21 protein-coding genes and 1 pseudogene are annotated in these 20308 nt (G+C 72.9%); 7 read left to right on the top strand and 15 right to left on the bottom strand.

The window, feature by feature from the left end:
* Positions 1-140: 140 nt before the first annotated feature.
* Positions 141-902, bottom strand: coding sequence for a class I SAM-dependent methyltransferase (locus tag ACQ9ZG_RS23590; RefSeq protein ID WP_109916791.1), 762 nt, complete (start codon positions 900-902; stop codon positions 141-143).
* A gap of 88 nt (positions 903-990) precedes the next feature.
* Between ACQ9ZG_RS23590 and ACQ9ZG_RS23585 the strand changes: the two genes are divergently transcribed.
* On the top strand, positions 991-1611 hold the full coding sequence (locus tag ACQ9ZG_RS23585; protein WP_109916792.1) for a CGNR zinc finger domain-containing protein: 621 nt from the start codon (positions 991-993) through the stop codon (positions 1609-1611).
* Here ACQ9ZG_RS23585 and sodX read toward each other — a convergent pair.
* Positions 1524-2024 (bottom strand): nickel-type superoxide dismutase maturation protease, encoded by a 501-nt coding sequence (gene sodX, locus ACQ9ZG_RS23580; protein ID WP_109916793.1) that lies wholly within the window; start codon positions 2022-2024, stop codon positions 1524-1526. The two genes, ACQ9ZG_RS23585 and sodX, sit on opposite strands and share 88 nt — an antisense overlap.
* A 121-nt stretch (positions 2025-2145) precedes the next feature.
* Between sodX and sodN the strand changes: the two genes are divergently transcribed.
* Positions 2146-2541, top strand: coding sequence for a superoxide dismutase, Ni (gene sodN / locus ACQ9ZG_RS23575; RefSeq protein ID WP_003966342.1), 396 nt, complete (start codon positions 2146-2148; stop codon positions 2539-2541).
* Positions 2542-2932: 391 nt separating this feature from the next.
* Here the strand turns inward: sodN and ACQ9ZG_RS23570 are convergent, their stop codons facing one another.
* The 5 genes from ACQ9ZG_RS23570 to ACQ9ZG_RS23550 all read right to left on the bottom strand — a co-directional run bounded on the left by ACQ9ZG_RS23570 (position 2933) and on the right by ACQ9ZG_RS23550 (position 8204).
* The gene (locus ACQ9ZG_RS23570; RefSeq protein ID WP_499281202.1) at positions 2933-3814 is read right to left on the bottom strand and encodes an NAD(P)H-binding protein; all 882 of its coding nucleotides are present in this window, start codon (positions 3812-3814) and stop codon (positions 2933-2935) included.
* Between the two features lie 31 nt (positions 3815-3845).
* Entirely contained in the window at positions 3846-4193 is a 348-nt protein-coding gene (locus ACQ9ZG_RS23565; RefSeq protein ID WP_109914511.1) for a DUF952 domain-containing protein, read from the bottom strand.
* Between the two features lie 22 nt (positions 4194-4215).
* Positions 4216-5826 (bottom strand): choice-of-anchor A family protein, encoded by a 1611-nt coding sequence (locus ACQ9ZG_RS23560; protein ID WP_258311987.1) that lies wholly within the window; start codon positions 5824-5826, stop codon positions 4216-4218.
* 125 nt (positions 5827-5951) lie between these two features.
* A complete protein-coding gene (locus ACQ9ZG_RS23555; protein ID WP_258311986.1) occupies positions 5952-6950 on the bottom strand; it encodes an NAD-dependent epimerase/dehydratase family protein in 999 nt (332 codons plus the stop codon).
* A gap of 300 nt (positions 6951-7250) precedes the next feature.
* Entirely contained in the window at positions 7251-8204 is a 954-nt protein-coding gene (locus ACQ9ZG_RS23550) for a LysR family transcriptional regulator (RefSeq protein WP_032754844.1), read from the bottom strand.
* Positions 8205-8468: 264 nt separating this feature from the next.
* Here ACQ9ZG_RS23550 and snpA point away from each other — a divergent pair, with 264 nt between their 5' ends.
* Positions 8469-9125 carry a snapalysin gene (snpA, locus tag ACQ9ZG_RS23545; RefSeq protein WP_018492104.1) on the top strand — a complete coding sequence of 219 codons (657 nt, stop codon included), beginning with the start codon at positions 8469-8471 and terminating at the stop codon, positions 9123-9125.
* 167 nt (positions 9126-9292) lie between these two features.
* Here snpA and ACQ9ZG_RS23540 read toward each other — a convergent pair whose 3' ends face one another.
* From ACQ9ZG_RS23540 to ACQ9ZG_RS23515, 6 genes are all read right to left on the bottom strand, one after another.
* On the bottom strand, positions 9293-9649 hold the full coding sequence (locus tag ACQ9ZG_RS23540) for a GntR family transcriptional regulator (protein ID WP_028416321.1): 357 nt from the start codon (positions 9647-9649) through the stop codon (positions 9293-9295).
* A gap of 2 nt (positions 9650-9651) precedes the next feature.
* Complete coding sequence (locus tag ACQ9ZG_RS23535) at positions 9652-10623, bottom strand: DUF1648 domain-containing protein (RefSeq protein ID WP_499281201.1); 972 nt, start codon at positions 10621-10623, stop codon at positions 9652-9654.
* A 165-nt stretch (positions 10624-10788) separates the two neighbouring features.
* A complete protein-coding gene (locus tag ACQ9ZG_RS23530) occupies positions 10789-11598 on the bottom strand; it encodes a DUF6304 family protein (protein ID WP_109917660.1) in 810 nt (269 codons plus the stop codon).
* A gap of 55 nt (positions 11599-11653) precedes the next feature.
* On the bottom strand, positions 11654-12250 hold the full coding sequence (locus ACQ9ZG_RS23525) for a GNAT family N-acetyltransferase (protein WP_109917659.1): 597 nt from the start codon (positions 12248-12250) through the stop codon (positions 11654-11656).
* 97 nt (positions 12251-12347) lie between these two features.
* Complete coding sequence (locus tag ACQ9ZG_RS23520) at positions 12348-13391, bottom strand: family 2 encapsulin nanocompartment cargo protein polyprenyl transferase (protein ID WP_018489072.1); 1044 nt, start codon at positions 13389-13391, stop codon at positions 12348-12350.
* Between the two features lie 95 nt (positions 13392-13486).
* Positions 13487-14893, bottom strand: a complete 1407-nt coding sequence (locus ACQ9ZG_RS23515) for a family 2B encapsulin nanocompartment shell protein (RefSeq protein ID WP_109916335.1) — start codon at positions 14891-14893, stop codon at positions 13487-13489.
* Positions 14894-15068: 175 nt separating this feature from the next.
* Here ACQ9ZG_RS23515 and ACQ9ZG_RS23510 point away from each other — a divergent pair, with 175 nt between their 5' ends.
* Together ACQ9ZG_RS23510 and ACQ9ZG_RS23505 are read left to right on the top strand one after the other, a co-directional pair.
* Positions 15069-15515, top strand: a complete 447-nt coding sequence (locus ACQ9ZG_RS23510) for an RrF2 family transcriptional regulator (protein WP_109916336.1) — start codon at positions 15069-15071, stop codon at positions 15513-15515.
* Positions 15516-15613: 98 nt separating this feature from the next.
* Positions 15614-16810, top strand: a complete 1197-nt coding sequence (locus ACQ9ZG_RS23505) for a globin domain-containing protein (protein ID WP_109916337.1) — start codon at positions 15614-15616, stop codon at positions 16808-16810.
* A gap of 284 nt (positions 16811-17094) precedes the next feature.
* On the opposite strand, the gene ACQ9ZG_RS23500 is transcribed toward ACQ9ZG_RS23505, so the two are convergent.
* Positions 17095-17430 carry a hypothetical protein gene (locus tag ACQ9ZG_RS23500; protein ID WP_146225765.1) on the bottom strand — a complete coding sequence of 112 codons (336 nt, stop codon included), beginning with the start codon at positions 17428-17430 and terminating at the stop codon, positions 17095-17097.
* 165 nt (positions 17431-17595) lie between these two features.
* On the opposite strand from ACQ9ZG_RS23500, the pseudogene ACQ9ZG_RS23495 reads away from it, so the two are divergent.
* Both ACQ9ZG_RS23495 and ACQ9ZG_RS23490 read left to right on the top strand, forming a co-directional pair.
* Positions 17596-17700, top strand: a pseudogene (locus ACQ9ZG_RS23495) (XRE family transcriptional regulator); the annotation flags it as partial.
* 76 nt (positions 17701-17776) lie between these two features.
* Entirely contained in the window at positions 17777-18652 is an 876-nt protein-coding gene (locus ACQ9ZG_RS23490) for a 1-aminocyclopropane-1-carboxylate deaminase/D-cysteine desulfhydrase (protein WP_499281200.1), read from the top strand.
* A gap of 34 nt (positions 18653-18686) precedes the next feature.
* Here the strand turns inward: ACQ9ZG_RS23490 and ACQ9ZG_RS23485 are convergent, their stop codons facing one another.
* A complete protein-coding gene (locus tag ACQ9ZG_RS23485) occupies positions 18687-20288 on the bottom strand; it encodes a Na+/H+ antiporter (protein ID WP_109915057.1) in 1602 nt (533 codons plus the stop codon).
* Positions 20289-20308: the final 20 nt, after the last annotated feature.

The following is a 20308-nucleotide window of genomic DNA, read 5'->3' as shown; positions in this document are numbered from 1 at the left end:
GTCTCACCCTTCCAGTGCGCTGGGGAGCGGACGGGGTTGCAGCGGAGGACTAAAGCCGGAAGGGCGGTACGGAATCACCCCCGCACCGCCCTGCCTCCCCCGCTTCCCGCCCCCTCCCTCAGGCCCGCCTACTCCACTGCCTACTTCACGGCGAGGACGAGGCTGTCCGAGGGCGAGGCCCAGACCGTGCGGGCCTCGGCGAAGCCGGAGGCGAGCAGGGTGCGGGCGTGCCAGGCGGCGGAGGGCATGTCGCCGTCGGCGTGCTCGCCGTAGAGCGCGAACCGCTCGGCGGTGGGACCGGCGAGTACGGGGTCCGCGGCGGCGAGCGCCCACCAGTCGGCCCAGTCCAGGGCGCCGGCGGCCTTGGCGCGGTCCATGCCGGCGTGCCGGTGGGCGCGTTCGGCGGCGTTGATCCGGGGGGTGTCGGGGTCGATGGTGCGGTCGGCGTTCATGAAGACCCCGCCGTCCCGGACGAGCGTGCCGAGCTGCCCGTACAGCGCGGTCAGCGGCTCGCTGTGGAGCCAGTGCAGGGCGGTGGCGGTGAGGACGGCGTCGTACGAGGTGTGGGGCAGCCGGGCGGTCCACTCCGGGTCCTTGAGGTCGGCCGTGACGAAGGTGACCCGGTCGTCGCCCTCGAAGGTGCCGCGGGCTATGGCCAGGAGCGCGGGGTCGAGGTCGACGCCGGTGCTGGTGGCCTCCGGGAACCGTCGGAGGAGCCGGTCCGTAATACTTCCCGTACCGCACGCGAGGTCCAGGACCCGGGGCGCGGGGCCGACGACGGCCTCGACCATGTCCAGCATCACCCGGAACCGCTCCTCGCGGTCGGGCATGTACCACTCCTGCTGCCGGTCCCAGCTCTCCTGCCAGGACCGCCAGTCGGTGCTCGTCCCCGTCTCCGTCACGCCAACCTCCTAAGTAAGCCTCTCAAAGCCAACCACCCATTACACTGGCCGACACCCCGACCCTAGACCGCGCCCGTAAGGACTACAAGTGGAACTGGCCTATTACTCGGACTATGCCGTGCGCCTGGTCAACACCGAGGAGCCGGCCCGCAACAAGGACGCCCTCACCTCGGTCGACGCGGTACGGGAGCTGTTCGGCGCCAACCAGCAGGCGGCGCGGCGGACGACGGAGGCGGACGTGACCCGCTTCCGTTCCGTACGGGGGCGGCTCCGCGCGGTCTTCGAGGCGGCGGACGGCGGGGACGAGACGCTCGCGGTGGACCTGCTCAACTCGCTGCTGCTGGAGTTCCCGGTGAGCCCGCAGATCTCCGGCCACGACGTACGCGACGACGACGGCAGGCCGGACTGGCACATGCACCTGGCCGACCACCCGTCGAACGTCACCGCCGGCTACGCGGCCATCGCGGCGATGGGCCTGGCCTTCCATCTGACCTCGCACGGCGTGGACCGGCTCGGCCTCTGCGAGGCGTCCCCCTGCCGCAACGCCTACCTGGACACCTCCACCAACCGCTCCCGGCGCTACTGCTCGGACCGGTGCGCCACCCGGGCCAACGTGGCCGCCTACCGGGCCCGCAAACGCGCGGAGGCGGACCGGACGGGCCTGAACGCGGAGAACGCCCAGCCGAGCGCCTCGGTCACCGACCGCTGACCCCCGGGCGCCTTCGCCCGGGGCCGGTAGCGGGCCCGGACCCGGGCGAGCACCAGCTCCTCGGGCACGACCCCGTAGTCCGTGCTGTCCCCGCCCGCGAAGGTGTTGTCGCCCCGCACCCACCAGCCGCCCGGCCGCCGTTCGACCGCCCGCTTCACCACCAGCAGGTCCTGCTGGAAGGGGTGACGCAGGATCACCACGTCACCGGCGCGCACCAGCGCCCCGTACTGCACCAGGAGCAGGTCCCCGTGGTAGAGCGTGGGCACCATCGAAGGCCCCGTCACCTCCACCACCCGCAACGGCCGCCGCCCGCCTCGCCCTCCTCCGGACACCCGTCCCCACTGCGGCATCTCGGCCACCTCCCGCTCCTCCTCCGGCACACCGTCCCGCGTACCGCGTTCCGCTCCGTACATTCGGCCGACGGCCCGAATCCAACCCCGGACTTTTGACCTAAGCCCCAGGGGCAGCCACGGAAAGCCGCGCTCCACGGAGTAATGTCCCACCTGAGAAGACGATCACGAGGAGGACAGCTCCATGCTTTCCCGCCTGTTTGCCCCCAAGGTGAAGGTCAGCGCCCACTGCGACCTGCCCTGCGGCGTCTACGACCCGGCCCAGGCCCGCATCGAGGCCGAGTCGGTCAAGGCCGTCCAGGAGAAGTACCAGGCCAACGAGGACGCGGACTTCCGCACCCGCGCCGTCCTGATCAAGGAACAGCGCGCCGAGCTCGCGAAGCACCACGTGTCGGTGCTCTGGAGCGACTACTTCAAGCCCCCGCACTTCGAGAAGTACCCGGAGCTGCACCAGCTCATCAACGACACCCTGAAGGCGCTCTCCGCGGCCAAGGGCTCGAACGACCCGAAGACGGGCCAGAAGGCGCTGGACCTGATCGCCGAGGTCGACCGGATCTTCTGGGAAACCAAGAAGGCCTGATCCGGAAGGATTCGACCGAACCGGCCTCTTCGAGCCGGTGACGTCACCCTCCGATTCCGACCGCACCCGGTCCACCGGCCGCCGCACTCGGCGGCTCGGGGGCCGGGTGCGGCGTTTCCGCGAGGCCGAGGAACAGCCGGGCCCGCCGACAGACGTGGGCATCCGTCTCAACAGAGGTTCGACGAGGAGGAGTGCGGGCCGTTCTACGAGGAGAGCGCCATCGCCCACCGGCTGCTGACGGAGAGCGGGGGCAGCCCTTGGCGCCACATCCCGTGGCGGTGAACCCCCGGCGGGGCGGCTGCCTGGCGGTGAGCCCGGGGAGGGGCGGCCGCGTGGTGGTGAGCCCGGGGGGCGCTGCGTGGCGGTCGGCGGCGGGGAGCGGAGCTCCCCGTCAGACGCCGGGCAGCAGGTGGCGGTAGCTCTCCGGGTGCTCCGCGAGAAACGTGGCGAAGTCCATGGCCGGGTGGCCGGTCAGGGTGGGCACCGCGTCGGAGACGGCGGCCAGTTCGCCCGCCGCGATGGCCTCGTACGAGGTGACCCAGCCGACCACCTCCCACGCCTCGGCCCCGTATCCGGCCCGGGAGGCGTAGGCCTCCTCGACGGTCTCGGGGACGTAGCGGATCGAGCGCCCGGTGGCCCGGCTCAGCTCCTCGGCCGCCTCGGCGAGGGTGAACGCCTCGGGGCCGGTGAGGTCGTAGGCCCGGCCGTCGTGGGCGGTGGAACCGTCCAGCAGGACGGCGGCCGCCGCGTCCGCGATGTCCGCGTGGGCGACGGCGGCGACGCGGCCGTCACCGGCCGGGCCGCGCAGCACCCCGTCGGCGCCGGTCATCGCGGGCAGCCCCGCCAGGTACCAGTTGTCCCGCAGGAACGTGTGGCGCACGTCGGCCGTGCGGAGGTGGGCCTCGGTCTGCCAGTGGTCGCGGGCGAAGGTGAACGTGGCGTCGGGGGCCGCGCCCTGGAAGGAGACGTACACGATCCGCTCCACGCCCACCGCCACGGCCGCGTCCACCGCCGTGGTGTGCTCGCGCACCCGGTCCGGGCTCTCGTGGGCGGAGACCAGGAAGAGGGTGTGCGCCCCGTCCAGGGCACGGCGCATGGCCTCCCCGTCGCCGTAGGGGGCGGCGGGGGCGCGGTCGGCGCCGGGCAGTCCGGGGAGACGGGCCGGGTCGCGGCCGAGGAGGCGTACGGGGACTCCGGTCCGGACGAGCCGCTCGGCGACCCGGCCGCCGACGGCTCCGCTCGCTCCGGTCACGGCGGTGAGGGGGCCGGTCACTGGGGTTCGTGTCCTCTCTCGTCGGTGGGGGTCAGGATCCTCCATGCCAGGGCCGCACCTCCACGACCGCCTCCACCGGAAGCGGTCCGTACAGGTGCGGGAACTCCTCGCCACCCGGCTTCATCGCCTCGTACCGGACGGGGTCGGTGAGCCGGGCGGGGTCGACGACCAGGACCACCAGGTCGTGGCCACCGTCCCCGCTTCCGTCTCCGTCCCCGTACAGCATCCTTGCCACGCCCGGAAGTTGGTGGGGCAGCGAGAGATGGATGAAGCCCTCCTCCTGGAGAGTGCGGCCGCGGGTGGACATCTCGTACGTCCCGGTCCCGCGGGCCGCCTCCCAGAGAGGTGCTTCGGCGAGGTGCAGCAGTGGTTCGGTCATCGAACCACGCTAGCGGGTGCTGCTAGTAGGTGCGGCGGCGCGCCCTGCGCGTGGCCACGAGCACCGTTCCACCGGCGGCCACCAGCACCGCCGCGATGGACCCGAGGATCCATTCACCGCCCTGCGACCCGGTGTCGGGCAGCTGGCCCGGGTGGGACGGGGACGGGGTCGGCTTCCATGTCGGTGTGTCGGTGGGACCCGGCGTGGGCGAGTCGGTGGGACCCGGAGTCGGCTCGGTCGGGGTCGGCGTCGGGTCCGTGGGAGTCGGAGTCGGGTCCGTGGGAGTCGGAGTCGGGTCCGTCGGCGTGGGCGTCGGGTCGGTCGGGGTCGGCGTCGGGTCGGTGGGCGTCGGCGTGGGGTCGGTCGGCGTCGGCGTGGGCGTGGGGTCCGTCGGTGTGGGGGTCGGCGTCGGGTCCGTCGGGGTCGGCGTCGGCGTGGGATCCGTCGGCGTCGGCGTGGGCGTCGGGTCCGTCGGCGTCGGGGTCGGCGTGGGATCCGTCGGCGTCGGCGTAGGGGTGGGGTCCGTCGGCGTCGGAGTCGGCGTCGGGTCCGTGGGAGTCGGCGTCGGGTCCGGGCCGCAGGTCGGGAGGTCGCCGTCGAACGGGTACGCGTGGATCTCCTGGCCGCCCGAGGCACCCGAGGTGTGGGTCAGCGAACCCGCAGAGTAGAAGCGGCCGTTGGTACCGCTCATGGAGAGCGTGGTCATGCTGGCCTGCTGTCCGACGAGCACGCTGCCCTGGAACTGGGCCGGGCCGCTCAGCGTCAGGTCCGTCGCGTCCGGGAAGTTCCACAGCAGGCGCTCACGGAGCCCGTCGTTGGGGAGGGCCCCCATGAACGTGGCGACCGTACGGTCGTCTCCGTAGACGTTGACCAGGACCGTCGCCCCGGCGGGGATGCCGTTGAAGACGAACCCGGCGTTGCCGCCCGAGGAGGAGACCAGGTCCATGTCCACGTCGAAGATCTGGATCGCGGAGGTGCCGTCCCCGGTGAAGGTGAACGTGTCGCCGACCCGCTCCCAGTCGCCGGTCGTCGCCCGGTGCTCGTCGCCCTCGTACGCGTAGCACCGGCTGGCCTCGGTGAGCTGCGGGCGCAGGCCGGTGAACGGGGTGACGGCATCGGGGTCGAGGCGCGGTGCGGTGGTCGGGTTCACCACGCCGGTCAGGGCCCCCGCGTGCGCGACCTGGCCGGAGTGGGTCCCCTCCTCGGCGAGCAGCCGCTCACCGTCGGCGATGGTGACGGTCCCGCCCACGGACAGGTAGTCGGAACCGTCCGGCGGCGGAACCCGCGAACCGACACCCACGATGCCGACGTTGTAGACCTGCGACACGCCGTCCCGCTTGTCCATGTCGAACCGCCCGAGGGTGACGATCTTCCCCTCGGCCTCGGCGGCGGCCTCCCGGACCAGGAAGTCCCCGCCGACGTAGATGTTGATGTTCTCGTCATAGCCGACGATCGGACCGTTGTTCGGGTCGTTCCAGCTCGACGGGCACCCGCTGCCGAGGCAGGGGCCGAGTCCGCCCGGCAGCGGATCGGCGGCAGCGGCCGGGGCCAGCATGCCCACCATCGCCGCGGCCGTGGCCACTGTCACTGCTGCCCGGATTGCGTTGCCGCGCCTGCGCGCCTGTTGTTCCATGCCGCGCAATATGCATCTTTAATGCAAGTCATTTGTTATGACACGCCGGATTTACCCCTGTGCGTCGACCTATAGGGGGGATCGGAGGAGGATCGGAGCGGAGGAACGGAGCGGAAGTCGGGAGGTCAGGTGGTCAGGAGCTTCGCCTCCAGCCGGGGATCGAGGCCGACGGCCGGCCGGTCCGGACGCTGGGGTGCGGCGCCGCCCAGCCCGCACAGCCAGGCCCATGTGTCGGCCACGGTCTCGGCGACCGGCCGGCAGCGCAGCCCCGCGGCCTCGGCCCTGGCATGGCCGCCCTGGTGCAGCGCGTCGTACAGCTCCCCCTCCGGCAGCCAGATCGGCAGCCCGGTCCAGGGCTCGACCCCGGCGGCCAGCAGGATGTCCGGGTCCGTCCAGCGCAGCTCGGCGCCGGAGCCGGTGGCCCGCACGCAGGCGTCGAGCAGCTCGCCCATGGTGGCGTGGCCGGGGCGGCTGACCGTGTTGTACGGGCCGTGCAGCCCGGCCGCCGACGCGTCCAGCAGCCACTGCGCCAGGTCGCGGGCATCGACGTACTGCAGCCCGGCCGTACGGGGGCCGGAGGCGATCACCGGGCCGCCGCGCGCGATCCGGGTGAGCCACCAGGGCAGCCGCCCGATGTTCTCGCCGGGGCCGATGATCAGACCGGCCCGGGCCAGCAGGGCCCGGTCATCGAAGGCGTCGAGGGCCGCCAGCTCGCCGCCGCGCTTGGCCCGGTCGTACGGGACGTCCCCGCCCTCGTCCGGCGAGGCACCCGCCACCGTCGGTCCGTCCTCGTCCAGCCCGGCCGGCGCCGGGAAGGCGTAGACCGAGCGGCTGGAGACGTACGTGTAGTGGCCCGCGCGGTCCGTCAGGAGCCGGGCCGTGTCCCGGACGGCCGTGGGCACCCCGCTCCAGGTGTCGACGACCAGGTCCCAGTCGCCCGCGTGGTCCGCCAGCGCCGCGAGGCCCCGCTCCCCTCCCGTCCGGTCGCCCGTCAGCACCCGCACGCCCGGTGGCGGGGCGTGGTGGCTCCGGTGGAAGACGGTGACCTCCCAGCCCCGCTCCAGCGCGGCCTCGCTGACGGCCCGCCCGACGAACTCCGTACCGCCCAGCATCAGCAGCTTCATGCTCCGAGCCTGCCCGCCCGGACGGCCCGGGGGAACACCCGCACGCTGTCAGCAGATCGGGGAACTCTCGCGTACGGCTCGTCAGCGGACCAGGGAACTCGCGCGTGCGGCCCGTCAGCAGACCGGGGAACCCGCGCGTACGCCCCCCGTCAGCAGACCGGGGAACCCGCGCGTACGCCCCCCGTCAGCAGACCAGGGAACCCGCGCGTGCGGCCCGTCAGCGGCCGCTCAGCGGCCCGGCGCTGCACGGTGCGCGTCTTCCGCCTCGGGCCCCGGGGCGCGGATCCCCCCGCCCCGGCCTCACGGCGTGCGCGTGAGCGGGCTCCGGTGGCGCAGCAGCCAGGCGTAGTAGCCGCTGGACCGCCGCGCCGCCTCCACATAGGCCGCCTCCAGCTCCCCGTACACCACCGAGAGGTCCGCCCCCGGCCGGGAGACCAGCAGCAGCCGGACGGCGAGCGGGTCGCCGCGGAGCGGGCGGATGGCCATGTCGTCGCGCGGGCCCGAGGTGGGCTGGCAGGGCGCGACGGCCTCACCGAGCACGACGAGCGAGGCGGCGGTGAGGTAATCCCCGTGCAGGACCGGCGGGTTCAGGCCGGCGGCGCCGAGCACCCGGCGTACGCCGTCCCACTCCCCGTCCACCGTCGGATCGACCATCCACCGGTCCCCGGCCAGGTCCCCCAGCTCCACCACCCGGCGGCGGGCGGCCGGGTGGTCCCGGGAGAGGGAGATGAACTGCGGTTCTCGGTCCAGGAGTACGCGCTGCTCCAGGCCGTCCGGGACGGCCAGCGGGGAGCCCTCCACCTCGTGCACGAAGGCGACGTCCAGCAGGCCCGCCTCGACCGAGCGCAGGAGGGCATGGGCCGAGACGTCGACCCGGAGCGAGATGTCGGTGCCGGGCAGGGCGACCCGCAGCCGGCTCAGCCAGCCCCCGATGACCCGGCTGGCGGTGGAGCCGATACGGAGCCGGGGCCCCCGGGAACGGGCGGCGTCGGCCTCCGCCAGGGCGTCGCTGACCAGGGCGCTCATCCCGTCGACGAGCGGCCTGGCCCGGCTGAGGACGGCCCGCCCGAGGAGCGTGGGGCGGCAGCCGGTGCGTTCGCGGCGGAACAGCTCGGCGCCGAGCGAGTTCTCGATCCGCCGCAGCTGGGTGGTCAGGGCGGGCTGGCTCACGCCGAGACGACGGGCCGCCTGGTGCAGACTGCCCGTGTCGGCGATGGCGCACAGCGCCCTGAGGTGCCTCACCTCAAGCTCCATGGTTCGGAGCGTACGACCGCCACCGCCCCGGCACCAGCGGCCTCAACCCCATCAAAGGGCGTTAATTCAGCGGGTGTTGGGCGGCCCTTCATACGGGATGCGGACAGCAGCGGGGGCAGGGGGATAGGGCCGCGCTATCCCCGGTTGGCATCATCCCCGAGGCCCGTCCGCTCCCCCACACTCTCCCCGTACCGCCCCGCGCCCCGTCCGCTCTGCGGACAACCCCCACGGCGCGGGTTCACCGGACAGTAGGAGAAATCCCCCATGAGACACCTCAGGACCGCCATCGCCACCGCCGCCGCCGGTCTCGGCCTGGTCGCCGCGCTGGGCACGGCCCCCGCGGTCTCCGCCGCTCCTGCACCTGCCGCCTCCACCCCCGCCACCGTCGCCGCGTACAACGGCTCGGCCGAGAACGCCGCCGCCAACAAGGCGTTCTTCGACGCGGTGATGAAGTCCGTCGCCGAGAAGCGGGCCGCCAACCCGGGCGCCCTGGCCGTCACGGTCACCTACAGCACGGCCTCGGCGCCGAGCTTCCGCACCCAGATAGCCAACAGCACCCGGATCTGGAACAGCTCGGTCTCCAACGTGCGGCTCCAGGAAGGCTCCAACGCCGACTTCACGTACCGCGAGGGCAACGACCCGCGCGGCTCGTACGCCTCCACCAACGGGCACGGCCGGGGCTTCATCTTCCTGGACTACCGGCAGAACCAGCAGTACAACTCCACCCGCGTCACCACGCACGAGACCGGGCACGTGCTCGGCCTGCCGGACACCTACTCCGGTCCGTGCAGCCAGCTGATGTCCGGTGGCGGCCCCGGCCCGTCGTGCACCAACGCGCAGCCGGACGCCAACGAGCGGGCCCGGGTGAACTACCTCTGGCAGAACGGCTTCGCCGCCGCTCTGGCCGACAGCACCTCCTGACCCGGGTACGGCCCGCCCGCACCGGCTGATCGCACCCGGCCGGTACGGGCCGGCCGATGACCACGGCCGGGAGAACCGGCCGGTCGCCCCGGCCCCAAGGGCGGAGGGCCGTTCCGGACGCGGAACGGCCCTCCTCGCCGTACTGCCCCTGCCGTACGGAACCGGCCTCAGGCACCCAGTTCGGCACGGATCAGCGTCAGCAACTCCTCCTCCGTCAGGCCCAGTTCCCGGGAGTCCGCGACCACTTCGCGCACGCGCTGCAGCAGTTGGGCCCGGCGCGGGGACGCGCCCTCGGTGACCTGCGCGCCACGGCCGCGCCGCAGTTCGATCAGCCCTTCCTCACGCAGCCGTTGGTAGCCGCGCAGCACCGTGTGGACGTTCACCCCGAGGGAGTCGGCGAGCACCCGGGCAGCGGGGAGCCGCTCGCCCGGGGCCACCGCCCCGTCGGCGACCGCGCGGCGCACCGAGGCCGCGATCTGGTCGCCGAGCGGCACGGTGGAGGTGGGATCGACCCGGAAGAGCATGGTCAGCGTCCCGCCCGGTTCCGGTCGACGAGGGTGTTGAGCAGGGCGGCGCCGGTCGCGGAGTCCGCGACGGTGACCGCGAATTCACGGCCTCCCTTCTGCCGGGCGACGATGGCCTCGCCCGAGCGGACGACGAAGCCGGTGCGGCCGGGGCGGACGCGATAGCCGTAGCCGCCGAACTCCGCCACCGCGTCGACCGGCCGGCTGTCCGCCGTCTCGATGCGCTCCAGCGGGAGTTGGACCCGGGGCCAGGGCAGCAGCCCGGAGACGGTGAGACCGCGCCGGTCCACGGTGACATGGGCGCGGCAGAAGGTGAGCACCAGCAGGGCGAGGACCAACAGGGGCGCGCCGGCGAACCAGGTGACCAGGACACCGACCCCCGCACCGGCCGCCGCGATGAGCAGGGCGCCCACCGGCAGCCACCAGGAGCCGGTGGTACGTGCCCAGCCGGCCACCTCGCCGTCGGCGAGCGCGATCCGCGCGCGGTCGGCGGGGTCCTGCCCGGCGTAGGGGTTCTCCGGTGCCGGGACCAGCCGGGCCAGCAGCAGCCCGAGCGCTCCGGCCAGGACGGCCGCGCCGAGGGCCGCGGCCAAGTGCCAGAGCGGGAACCGGGCTGGCGCGCCCCCCTCCGGGACGTCCAGGTTGACGATCAGGGCGGCGCCCAGCACGTACTGGAGGAAGGCGGCGGAGGCCCAGCCACCGCCGATGAGCAGCCGGTGGGCGCGGCCGTAGAACTTGCCGCTGACCACCATGAGGACCCACAGGGCGCCGAGCATGGGCAGCACGGGCGCGGTGACCAGGACGTAAGTGGTGCGGTCCACATGGCCGTTCACGTCTCCCGAGACGTCGAAGTGGGCGGCCAGGCGGGTGGGGAGACGGTCCTTGAGGGCGATGAAGAGGATCAGGTCGACGAGAAGGGCGAGGACAAAGGGCAGGGCCGCGAGTGTGGCGCGGCCAAGGTGCTTGCGTGTCATGAAAACCTCCGTTGTTCGCATGTTAGTAGAACAATCAGAGAGTGACAATGGCGTTGTGGTGGCCCGTGGCGCCATGCAACCTTCGGGCCTTGGGCCGTCGGGCCACCAGGTCGTCGGACCACCGGGCCGTCCAAGCACCGGGCCGTCGGGTCAGGGCGCCACGGGTCAGACGGATTCGAGGGGGAAAGCGCCCAGACGGTCGGTGTCGGCAGCCCAGGACGGGTGCCCCTCGAACTCCCGGCAGCTCCAGATCTCCTGGACGAGTCCGGTACGCCGGTCCCCCGGGGCCGGCGCCGCGCCCCCTCCCCTGCCGTCGTCCTCCGGGCTCGGGCAGGCGCCCTTGGCCTCGGCGAAGCAGACGAGGGAACCGGAGAGGCCGCGGCGGGCGCCCGGCACAGAGACGGAGGCCGAGGAAGCCGGGGCCGGGACCTGGGCGGGGAAGGGGGCGGAGAAGGCGCAGGCGACGCAGGTCTGAAGGCGGACGCCGTCCGGGAGGATCCGCTGGATCGCCGTCAGCGCGGCGGCGAAGTCGCTCTCGGCGCGGGCGGATTCGTAGACCGCGCCGTCCAGGTGGAGGGCGAGGTGGAGGTCCGGGTCGACCCGGCGCAGGGAGAGCAGACAGCTGAGGGTGGCCTGCCGCAGGGTGCCGTCGACGCGGACGGGCAGCGGGAGGTCCCACTCCAGTACGCAGTCGGTGAGCGCCCCCTCCGCCAGGGAGAAGACGCCGCCGGCCGAGGGGAGGGTTCCGTCGGGCGAGGAGAGGCCTCCGTCCGCCGGGGAGGAGGTCCCGCCCGCCGTTGCGGGCACCCCGCCCTCCGGGGCCGTACCCGCGACCGGGACCAGGCGGCCGAAGCTCTCGCCCTCGAAGTCGACCCCTCGGATCCGGATCCGGAGCTGCCGTCCGTCCGTGGTGAGGACGACGGCCTCGGAACCGTCCCGGTCCCGGTACCAGCCGGCCCACGACTCATCTGTCATGAGCAGGGACTGTACCCCGCTCCGGAGCGCCCCTGCGCCACCCCTCCGCGAAGTCTCAATTCGCTTGCGGGTCACGCCACATGGGCCACATCCGCGGCCCGTCCGGCAGGTCGACGGCGGTGCCGAGGAAGTGGAAGCCGAGCCGTTCGTAGAGCGTACGGCTGCGGGCGCTGCTCGCCTCCAGGTACGCGGGTACGCCGTCGCGGTCGCAGCGGTCCAGCTCCGCGCCGATGAGCCCGGCCCCGATGCCCTCGCCCTGGCGCCGCGGGGAGACGCCGACCATGAGCAGGTAGGAGTGCGCGCGGTCGTGCGGGTGCACCTTCCCGGTCAGCCGTCCGACCAGTTCGCACCGTTCGTTGTCGGGGTCGGCGGTCCGCCTCATCAGGGCGGGCGTGGGGTCTTCCGCCTCGGGCGCCCCGGCGGGCACCGGCAGCCACAGGGCCACGGCCGCGCCGTCCTCGGCCACGTCGATACGGCCTTCGGCGAGGGTGATGTCCGCGAAGACGCCGAGGAACCTGCCGTGCACCGCCCGCCGGTGGGCCTCGTCGGGGAAGACCCAGCAACTGACCGGGTCGTGGTGGAAGGCCTCCTCCAGGACCGCCACGACCAGGTCCCTGTCATCCTTGTCCGCCTGCCGTATCCGTACGCCCATGACCGGCTCCCACCCTTCGCGCGCTGCCCTCGTCCGTCAGATCAACCCACGGAATACTAGAGCTGGTTGAGGGGTGCGAGCCGGTCGGCCGGGTGGGTCAGCTGCTGCGGCGGGTGACGAATTCGGCCAGCGCCAGCAGGTCTCCGGCCGCGCCCGGCTCCGGGACCGCGCGGGAGAGGTGGTGCATCGCCCGGGCCATCCGGTCGGCGGCGGCCACCTGGGCCCAGTCCCGGCCACCGGCCCGGTCCACCGCGTCGGCGGCGCGGTCCACCTCCCCGGTGGTGGACATGGGCCCCCGGTAGAGCGCGGCCAGTTCGGCGGCGGCCGGGGTGCCGGAGGTGAGCGCGGCGACGACGGGCAGCGACTTCTTGTGGGCGGCGAGGTCGGCGCCGACGGGCTTGCCGGTGCGGGCCGGGTCGCCCCAGATGCCGATCAGGTCGTCGATGAGCTGGAAGGAGAGGCCGGCCTCCCGCCCGAAGCCGTCCATGGCGCGGACGGCCCGGTCCTCCGCCCCGGCGTAGAGGGCGCCGAGGGCGCAGGCGCAACCGAGCAGGGCGCCGGTTTTGGCGGTCGCCATGGTCAGGCACTCGTCGAGCGTGACCTCGTCCGGTCCGCGCTCCTCGAAGGCGCAGTCGGCCTGCTGACCCGCGCAGAGTTCGATGACGCAGGAGGAGAGGCGGGCGGCGGCGCGTGCCGCCGCCGGGTGGCTGTCCTCGGCCAGCAGCCGCTGGGCGAGGGCCAGCAGGGCGTCGCCGGTGATGATGGCGTCCGGCACACCGAAGACGGCCCAGGCGGTGGGCCGGTGTCTGCGGGTGGTGTCCTCGTCGATGACGTCGTCGTGGAGGAGGGTGAAGTTGTGCGCCAGCTCGACGGCGACGGCGGCGCGCACGGCGCGCTCCGGATCGCCGCCCAGGGCACGGGCGGCGGCCAGCACGAGCGCCGGCCGGATGGCCTTGCCCGCCTGTCCTGCGGCGGGGGTGCCGTCGGCGTTCTCCCAGCCGAAGTGGTACATCGCGATCCGGCGTATGCCACCGGGCAGCGATTCCACGGCCGATCGCAGATGCGGGTCGACGATCGCGCGGGTGCGCTCCAGCAGCGCCGCGGCCTCGTGCCCTTCCGTCGCTGCGTCCGTACTGGTCATGGTCACGGTCACTCCCTGGGGGCGGTGCGATGGGACGGGCCCCGGGGGCCCGGCCGGTGTCGGCCGACCGGACCCCCGGGGGTGGTGACACGAGGTCAGCGCCAGCGGCTCACCTCGACGTTCTCCAGTACGCCGAGGGCGTCAGGTACCAGGATGGCGGCGGAGTAGTACGCCGTCACCAGGTAGGAGATGATCGCCTGCTCGTCGATGCCCATGAAGCGGACCGAGAGGCTCGGCTCGATCTCGTCCGGGATGCCGGTCTGCTGGAGGCCGATGACGCCCTGCTCGGCCTCGCCGGTCCTCATGCAGATGATGGAGGTGGTACGGGCCTCGGTGACCGGGATCTTGTTGGACGGGAAGATCGGCACCCCGCGCCAGGCCGGGACGTGGTGGCCGCCGATGTCCACGCTCTCCGGGACCAGTCCGCGCCGGTTGCACTCACGGCCGAAGGCGGCAATGGCGCGCGGGTGGGCGAGGAAGAGCTTCGATCCGCGCCGGCGGGAGAGCAGTTCGTCCATGTCGTCCGGGCTGGGCACCCCGTCGTGCGGCTGGAGCCGCTGGCCGTAGTCGCAGTTGTTGAGGAGGCCGAACTCCCGGTTGTTGATCAGCTCGTGCTCCTGGCGCTCGCGGAGCGCCTCGACCGTGAGCCGCAACTGCTGCTCGGTCTGGTTCATCGGCTGGTTGTAGAGGTCGGCGACCCTGCTGTGCACCTTGAGCACGGTCTGCGCGACGCTCAGCTCGTACTCGCGGGGGGCGGCGTCGTAGTCGACGAAGGTGTGCGGGACGACGGCCTCACCCACATGGCCCGCGGAGAGGTCGATCTCCGCCTCGCCGTACTTGTTGGTCCGCTGGTGCGGGATCGTGAGCAGACCGGCGAGATGGGCGCGGAGCGGCTCCGCACGCTCCGCCAGGTTGAACACGTCCGCACGGGTGAGCGTCAGCAGCGTGCACGCGGTCACGGCCCGGGCCGTGTACTCCCAGACGGCGTCGCCGTCGACGAGGCTCTGGTCACCGAAGTACGCGCCGTCGGCGAGGACTTCGAGCTCCGCCTCGTCCCCGTAGAGACCGGTGCCGATCTTCTCGACCTTGCCGTGGGCCAGCAGGAAGACCCGGTCCGCCGCGTCCCCCCGCGCGGCGAGCACCTCCCCCGCGGCCACATCCCGCTGCTCGCACCTGCGGGCGAGCTCGGCGAGGACCTCCTCGTCCCCGAAATTGCGCAGAGCGGGCAGCTCCCCCAGCTCGGCGGGGATCACGGCCACCCGGTCCCCGGTCTGGACGAAGGTCACCCGGCCGTCACCGACCGAATAGCTGAGCCGACGGTTCACCCGGTACGTACCGCCCTGTACCTGCACCCACGGCAGCATCTTCAGCAGCCACCGCGAGGTGATCTCCTGCATCTGCGGCGCGGACTTGGTGGTCGTCGCGAGGTTCCGCGCAGCCGCCGTCCCCAGACTCTGCTGCGGCGGCGCCTGCGTGTCGCGAACCTCTTCACCAACGGACATCTGACGTCCTCTCGATCTTGGGATGACCTGCTGGAGAAGCCTTTCAGCGGAGGACCCGGCCCGCCATTACACAAAAGAGTGTGACTAATCGGCCTTCTGTCGGGGCACGTTGCCCCTCGTCGCCCGACAGTCCCCAAAATTTGCATGCCACATACCACTTATCTATGATCGAGCCATGCGGCTGACCAGATTCACCGATGTGGCGCTCCGCGTGCTCATGCGGCTGGCGGTCGCGGAGGGCACGGACCCGCCGACCACCCGCGAGGTGGCGGACACCATGCGGGTGCCGTACACCCACACGGCCAAGGTCGTCGCCCGCCTCCAGCACCTGGGCCTGCTCGACGCCCGCCGCGGCCGGGGCGGCGGACTCTCCCTCACCACGGCCGGCCACTCGGCCTCGATCGGCGCTCTCGTACGGGAACTGGAGGGCACGGACGACGTCGTGGAGTGCGAGGGGGCCACGCCCTGCCCGCTGCGCTCCGCCTGCCGGCTGCGGGGCGCCCTGCGCCAGGCGCAGGAGGCGTTCTACGCCACGCTCGACCCGATCACCGTCACCGATCTCGTCGCCGCCCCGACGGGCCCGTTGCTGCTCGGCATCGGCAGCGGCCCACCGCAGGACTGACCTCCGCTCCCCCGGACCACCCGCTCGCACCACGGGCGGGTTCCGCTCCACAAGAAAATGCGAACATCACATACCAATTAAGAAGGAGCCCGCCCCGCATGCTCTCCGACCGGTCCACCGCCACCGTCCGTGCCACCCTCCCCGCCGTCGGCGCGGCCATCGGCGACATCGCCGACCTCTTCTACGAGAAGCTGTTCACCGCCCACCCCGAGCTGCTGCGCGACGTGTTCAACCGGGGCAACCAGGCCTCCGGCGACCAGCGCAAAGCCCTGGCGGGCTCGATCGCGGCGTTCGCGACCGCGCTGGTCGAGCACCCGGGCACCCGGCCCGACGTGATGCTGAGCCGGATCGCGCACAAGCACGCCTCCCTGGGGGTGACCCCCGAGCAGTACGAGGTCGTCCACACCCATCTCTTCGCCGCGATCGTCGACGTCCTGGGCGACGCGGTCACCCCCGAGGTCGCCGCGGCCTGGGACGAGGTCTACTGGCTGATGGCGAACGCCCTCATCTCCCTGGAGGCACGGCTGTACGCCCGGCAGGGGGTGGCCGCGGGCGATGTGTGGCGGGAGTGGGAGGTCGCCGCCCGGATCGAGGAGACCGAGGACGTCACCACCTTCCACCTCCGCCCGGCGGACGGCGGTGACACGCCTGCCTTCCGGCCCGGCCAGTACGTCTCCGTACAGGTCGAACTGGCCGACGGGGCGCGGCAGATACGCCAGTACAGCCTCTCCTCCTCCCCCGGTTCCCGGCTGCGCTCCATCACGGTCAAGCGGGTCCGCGGCGAGGAGGCACCCGAGGGCGAGGTCTCCCGCCACCTCCACGAGCACACCCGCTCGGGCGACCGGCTGCGCGTCTCCGTCCCCTACGGGGACCTGGTCCTCGACCACCTGGACGCGCCCCTCCTGCTGGCCTCGGCCGGAATCGGCTGCACGCCCATGCTGTCGATGCTGGAGTACCTGGCCGAGGAGGGCCACGCCCGTCCCGTCACCGTCGTCCACGGCGACCGCTCCCCCGCGGACCACGCCCTGCGCGCCCACCACACCCGGCTGACGGAGAAGCTCCCGGCGGCCGAACCGCACTTCTGGTACGAGTCCCCGGAAGCCGGCCACCCCGCCCACCGCACCGGCCTCGTCGACCTGGACGGCATCACCGTCCTCCCCGGCACCCACGCCTACCTCTGCGGCCCGCTCCCCTTCATGCGCACGATCCGCACCCAGCTGCTGGACGCCGGGGTCCGCCCTGCCGACATCCACTACGAGGTCTTCGGCCCCGACCTCTGGCTGGCGAGCGCCTGACCCCACCGGGACCGGGGCGGGCGGCCCTGAACAGACACCCCGCCCGCCCCGCCTCCCGTCGCACGGTCCGTCCCACGCGCCCCGCCCGGCGACCCTGCTGCGCCCCGCGGCTGACCTCGAACGGTGGAGAGCCGGCGGAGAACGCCCTACTGCGGCTCACGGAGATGTCAACGGCAGTCGATGATGCGGTCCGCCGACTTCGACATCACGAACAGAACCGCCATCAGCCTGACGGAGGCACGTGGAGCGAGATCATGACCGGTGCCCAGGCTGGACCAGCTTGATCAGGAAACCGCGCTCTCCGGTGAAAGAACCGGCTCCGCCCACGCCGCGAAGCCGAAGACCGGGCGCTCCTCAGGTCTGCCGGTGACGTCGTCGACAAGCGTGCGCCGGACTCTCCCGGTCTGACGGACCAGGTAGCGCAGCCCCTCGACGTCGACGACCCCGCAATCCCCGGCATCAAGGTCCACGGCAACGCCCTCGACAACGCCGACCTGCCACCCAGCCTTGGTGGCGAGATGCATCCACACCTCAAACGCCCGCTCCGGATCGGCAGCTCGGAAGCTTGACCCCACCTTGGCCACGATCTGCACCGGATCAGGCCGTGCATCCACCGACACGACACTTCCTCTCTCTGGGGCAAGGATCATCGCAGCTCACACCAGCGGCTTCCGAGGCGGCTCTCACGTGCTGCTGCGCCATGGTCTGCGGGGCAGCGCCTCGGCAGATCGTCCGAGGAGGGTGCCTCTTGGACGGCCTGGAGACGTGCTTCAGCAGCCCGGAGGACGCCCCTGCTGCACCTGCGTCGCCAGGGTGACAGCGGAATGTTCGACCGGTTCGCGGAGCATGCCGAGGAGCTGTGGGACCGGGGCGTACCGCAGACGCCGTGACGGCGCGAGGAGAGCGCACGGCCACAATGGGAGGGTGAGCCCGCCCGTAGACCTCGCCCGTGTGCTTCGACCCCGGGTGCCCTCCCCCCTGCAGGAGGTCCGGGACGACCGTTTCGGGCGGTGCGGGGCCACGCTGCTGCTCAAGCGGGACGACCTGATCCACCCCGAGCTGCCGGGCAACAAGTGGCGCAAGCTCGTGCTCAATCTGGAGGCGGCCGCCGGACGGGCCGTGCTGACGTTCGGCGGCGCCTACTCCAACCATCTCCGGGCCACCGCAGCGGCCGGGCGGCTGCTGGGGTTCCCCACCATCGGGGTCGTACGGGGTGACGAGCTGGCGCACCGGCCGCTGAACCCGTCCCTGGCCCGGTGCGCGGCCGACGGGATGCGGCTGCACTTCGTGGACCGGGCGACGTACCGGGCGAAGGGGTCGCCCGAGGTCCTGGCGGGACTGCTGGAGCGGTTCGGGGACGTGGAGGTGATCCCGGAGGGCGGCAGCAACGCCCTGGCCGCACAGGGCTGTACGGCGCTGGGGCGCGAGTTGCGCGGGGTCACCGATGTGGCGGCCGTGGCCTGTGGGACCGGTGGCACCCTGGCGGGGCTCGCGGCCGGGCTGGAAGGCGGGCAGCGGGCGCTGGGCGTGCCGGTGCTGCGCGGGGGCTTCCTGGGCGAGGCCGTGGCCGCCCTCCAGCGGGACGCGTTCGGCCGGGAAGCCGGGCACTGGTCGCTGGAGGAGCGTTTCACCTTCGGCGGCTACGCCCGTACGACTCCGGAACTGGAATCCTTCGCCGCCGGCTTCGAGGACCGGCACGGGCTGCCCGTGGAGCGGGTCTACGTCGCCAAGCTGCTCTTCGCGCTGGTGGCCCTGGCCGAGGAGGGCGCCTTCGCGCCGGGCACCCGGGTGGCCGCCGTGATCACCGGCACCCCCGGCGCGCCGGCCGGCCCGTCCGCGTGACCACCGCCCCGGCCCGTCCGCGTGGCAGGCCCCCTCAGGGGCCGTCCGTCTCCCGGTAGGCCGCCGCCTCCTCCAGGTCCAGGCGGCGCAGCAGCGTACGCATCATCTCGTCGTCGATCCGCCGCTCGTCCCGGAGCCGGACGAAGACCTCCCGCTCGGCCTCGATCATCTCGCGGGAGAGCCTGCGGTAGGTGTCGTCCGCCGACTCCCCCGTGACCGGGTCGGCCGGGCCGAGCCGCTCCCAGACGGCGTTGCGGCGGCGGTCCAGGACGGCTCGCAGCCGCTCGGCCAGGGGCGGCGGCAGGGTGTTGTCCGGGGCGGCGAGCAGTGCGTCGAGGCGGGCCTCGGCGGCCTGGGACGCCTCGCTCTGGGCCTGCGCCTCGACCAGCGTCTCGGCCTGCCGGTCGCGGTCCGGCACCTTCAGTACGCGGACGAGCACGGGCAGGGTCAGCCCCTGGATCACCAGGGTGGCGATCACCGTGGTGAAGGTCAGGAACAGCACCAGGTTGCGGGCCGGGAAGGGGTCACCGTCGTGCGTGACCAGCGGGATGGAGAAGGCGACGGCGAGCGAGACGACGCCGCGCATGCCCGCCCAGCCGACGATCAGGGGCGCGGTCCGGTCGGTGTCCGGTTCCCGCTCCCGGACCCGTCGGGAGAGCCGTCGCGGCAGATAGGTGGCCGGGTAGACCCAGACGAAGCGGATCACGACGACGGTGACGAAGACGATCGCCGCGTAGCCCAGCGCCTTCGCCGTACCGGGTGCCTCCAGTCCTTTCAGGACGAAGGGGAGCTGCAGTCCGATCAGCGCGAAGACGGTGGACTCCAGGATGAACGCGGCCATCTTCCAGACCGCGGCCTCCTGGAGGCGGGTGGCGAAGTCGACCTGCCAGGAGCGGTGTCCCAGGTAGAGGGCGACGACGACGACCGCGAGGACGCCGGAGGCGTGCACCCGTTCGGCCGCCGCGTACGCCACGAACGGGATCAGGAGGGAGAGCGTGTTCTGGAGGAGGGCCTCCTTCAGATGCGTACGGAGCCAGTGCAGCGGCACCATCAGCAGCAGGCCGACGCCGACCCCGCCGACCGCCGCGAGCAGGAACTCCGCGATCCCGGCGGCCCAGGTCATCCCCTCCCCCACCGCGGCGGCCAGCGCCACCCGGAAGGCGGTGATCGCGGTGGCGTCGTTCACCAGCGACTCACCCTGAAGGATGGTCGTCACCCGGGCGGGCAGCCCCACCCGGCGGGCGATGGCGGCGGCCGTCACGGCGTCCGGCGGGGCGATGACGGCCCCCAGGACGAGCGCGGCCGTGAGCGGCAGCTCCGGGATCGCGAGGTAGGCCAGCCATCCCACGGCGACGGTGGCGAAGAGGGTGTACCCCACGGAGAGCAGCGCGACCGGCCGGATGTTGGCCCGCAGATCCAGGTAGGAGCTGTCCAGGGCCGCCGTGTGGAGCAGCGGGGGCAGGAGCAGCGGGAGGACGACGTGGGCGTCCAGGTGGTACGTGGGAACGCCCGGCACCAGGCCCGCGACGAGGCCGACCGCGACCAGGACCAGCGGGGCGGGGACCGGGGTGCGGCGGGCGGCGCCGGCGACCGCCGCACTGGCCGCGACCAGCACCACCAGGGGCAGCGCGTCCATCCCACCGTCCTCGGATCCGT

Source organism: Streptomyces araujoniae, from assembly GCF_050871195.1.
Lineage (GTDB): Bacteria > Actinomycetota > Actinomycetes > Streptomycetales > Streptomycetaceae > Streptomyces > Streptomyces bacillaris.
This window is presented reverse-complemented; position numbering and strand designations above follow the sequence as displayed.

Bases quoted from the DNA above. Each gene is read 5' to 3' on its own strand.
- ACQ9ZG_RS23510 (WP_109916336.1), top strand. From the start codon at position 15,069: ATGCGGCTGACCAGATTCACCGATGTGGCGCTCCGCGTGCTCATGCGG.
- snpA (WP_018492104.1), top strand. From the start codon at position 8,469: ATGAGACACCTCAGGACCGCCATCGCCACCGCCGCCGCCGGTCTCGGC.
- ACQ9ZG_RS23555 (WP_258311986.1), bottom strand. From the start codon at position 6,950: ATGAAGCTGCTGATGCTGGGCGGTACGGAGTTCGTCGGGCGGGCCGTC.
- ACQ9ZG_RS23520 (WP_018489072.1), bottom strand. From the start codon at position 13,391: ATGACCAGTACGGACGCAGCGACGGAAGGGCACGAGGCCGCGGCGCTG.
- ACQ9ZG_RS23550 (WP_032754844.1), bottom strand. From the start codon at position 8,204: ATGGAGCTTGAGGTGAGGCACCTCAGGGCGCTGTGCGCCATCGCCGAC.
- ACQ9ZG_RS23525 (WP_109917659.1), bottom strand. From the start codon at position 12,250: ATGGGCGTACGGATACGGCAGGCGGACAAGGATGACAGGGACCTGGTC.
- ACQ9ZG_RS23485 (WP_109915057.1), bottom strand. From the start codon at position 20,288: ATGGACGCGCTGCCCCTGGTGGTGCTGGTCGCGGCCAGTGCGGCGGTC.
- ACQ9ZG_RS23505 (WP_109916337.1), top strand. From the start codon at position 15,614: ATGCTCTCCGACCGGTCCACCGCCACCGTCCGTGCCACCCTCCCCGCC.
- sodN (WP_003966342.1), top strand. From the start codon at position 2,146: ATGCTTTCCCGCCTGTTTGCCCCCAAGGTGAAGGTCAGCGCCCACTGC.
- ACQ9ZG_RS23535 (WP_499281201.1), bottom strand. From the start codon at position 10,623: ATGACACGCAAGCACCTTGGCCGCGCCACACTCGCGGCCCTGCCCTTT.
- ACQ9ZG_RS23515 (WP_109916335.1), bottom strand. From the start codon at position 14,893: ATGTCCGTTGGTGAAGAGGTTCGCGACACGCAGGCGCCGCCGCAGCAG.
- ACQ9ZG_RS23530 (WP_109917660.1), bottom strand. From the start codon at position 11,598: ATGACAGATGAGTCGTGGGCCGGCTGGTACCGGGACCGGGACGGTTCC.
- ACQ9ZG_RS23565 (WP_109914511.1), bottom strand. From the start codon at position 4,193: ATGACCGAACCACTGCTGCACCTCGCCGAAGCACCTCTCTGGGAGGCG.
- ACQ9ZG_RS23560 (WP_258311987.1), bottom strand. From the start codon at position 5,826: ATGGAACAACAGGCGCGCAGGCGCGGCAACGCAATCCGGGCAGCAGTG.
- sodX (WP_109916793.1), bottom strand. From the start codon at position 2,024: ATGTACGGAGCGGAACGCGGTACGCGGGACGGTGTGCCGGAGGAGGAG.
- ACQ9ZG_RS23540 (WP_028416321.1), bottom strand. From the start codon at position 9,649: ATGCTCTTCCGGGTCGATCCCACCTCCACCGTGCCGCTCGGCGACCAG.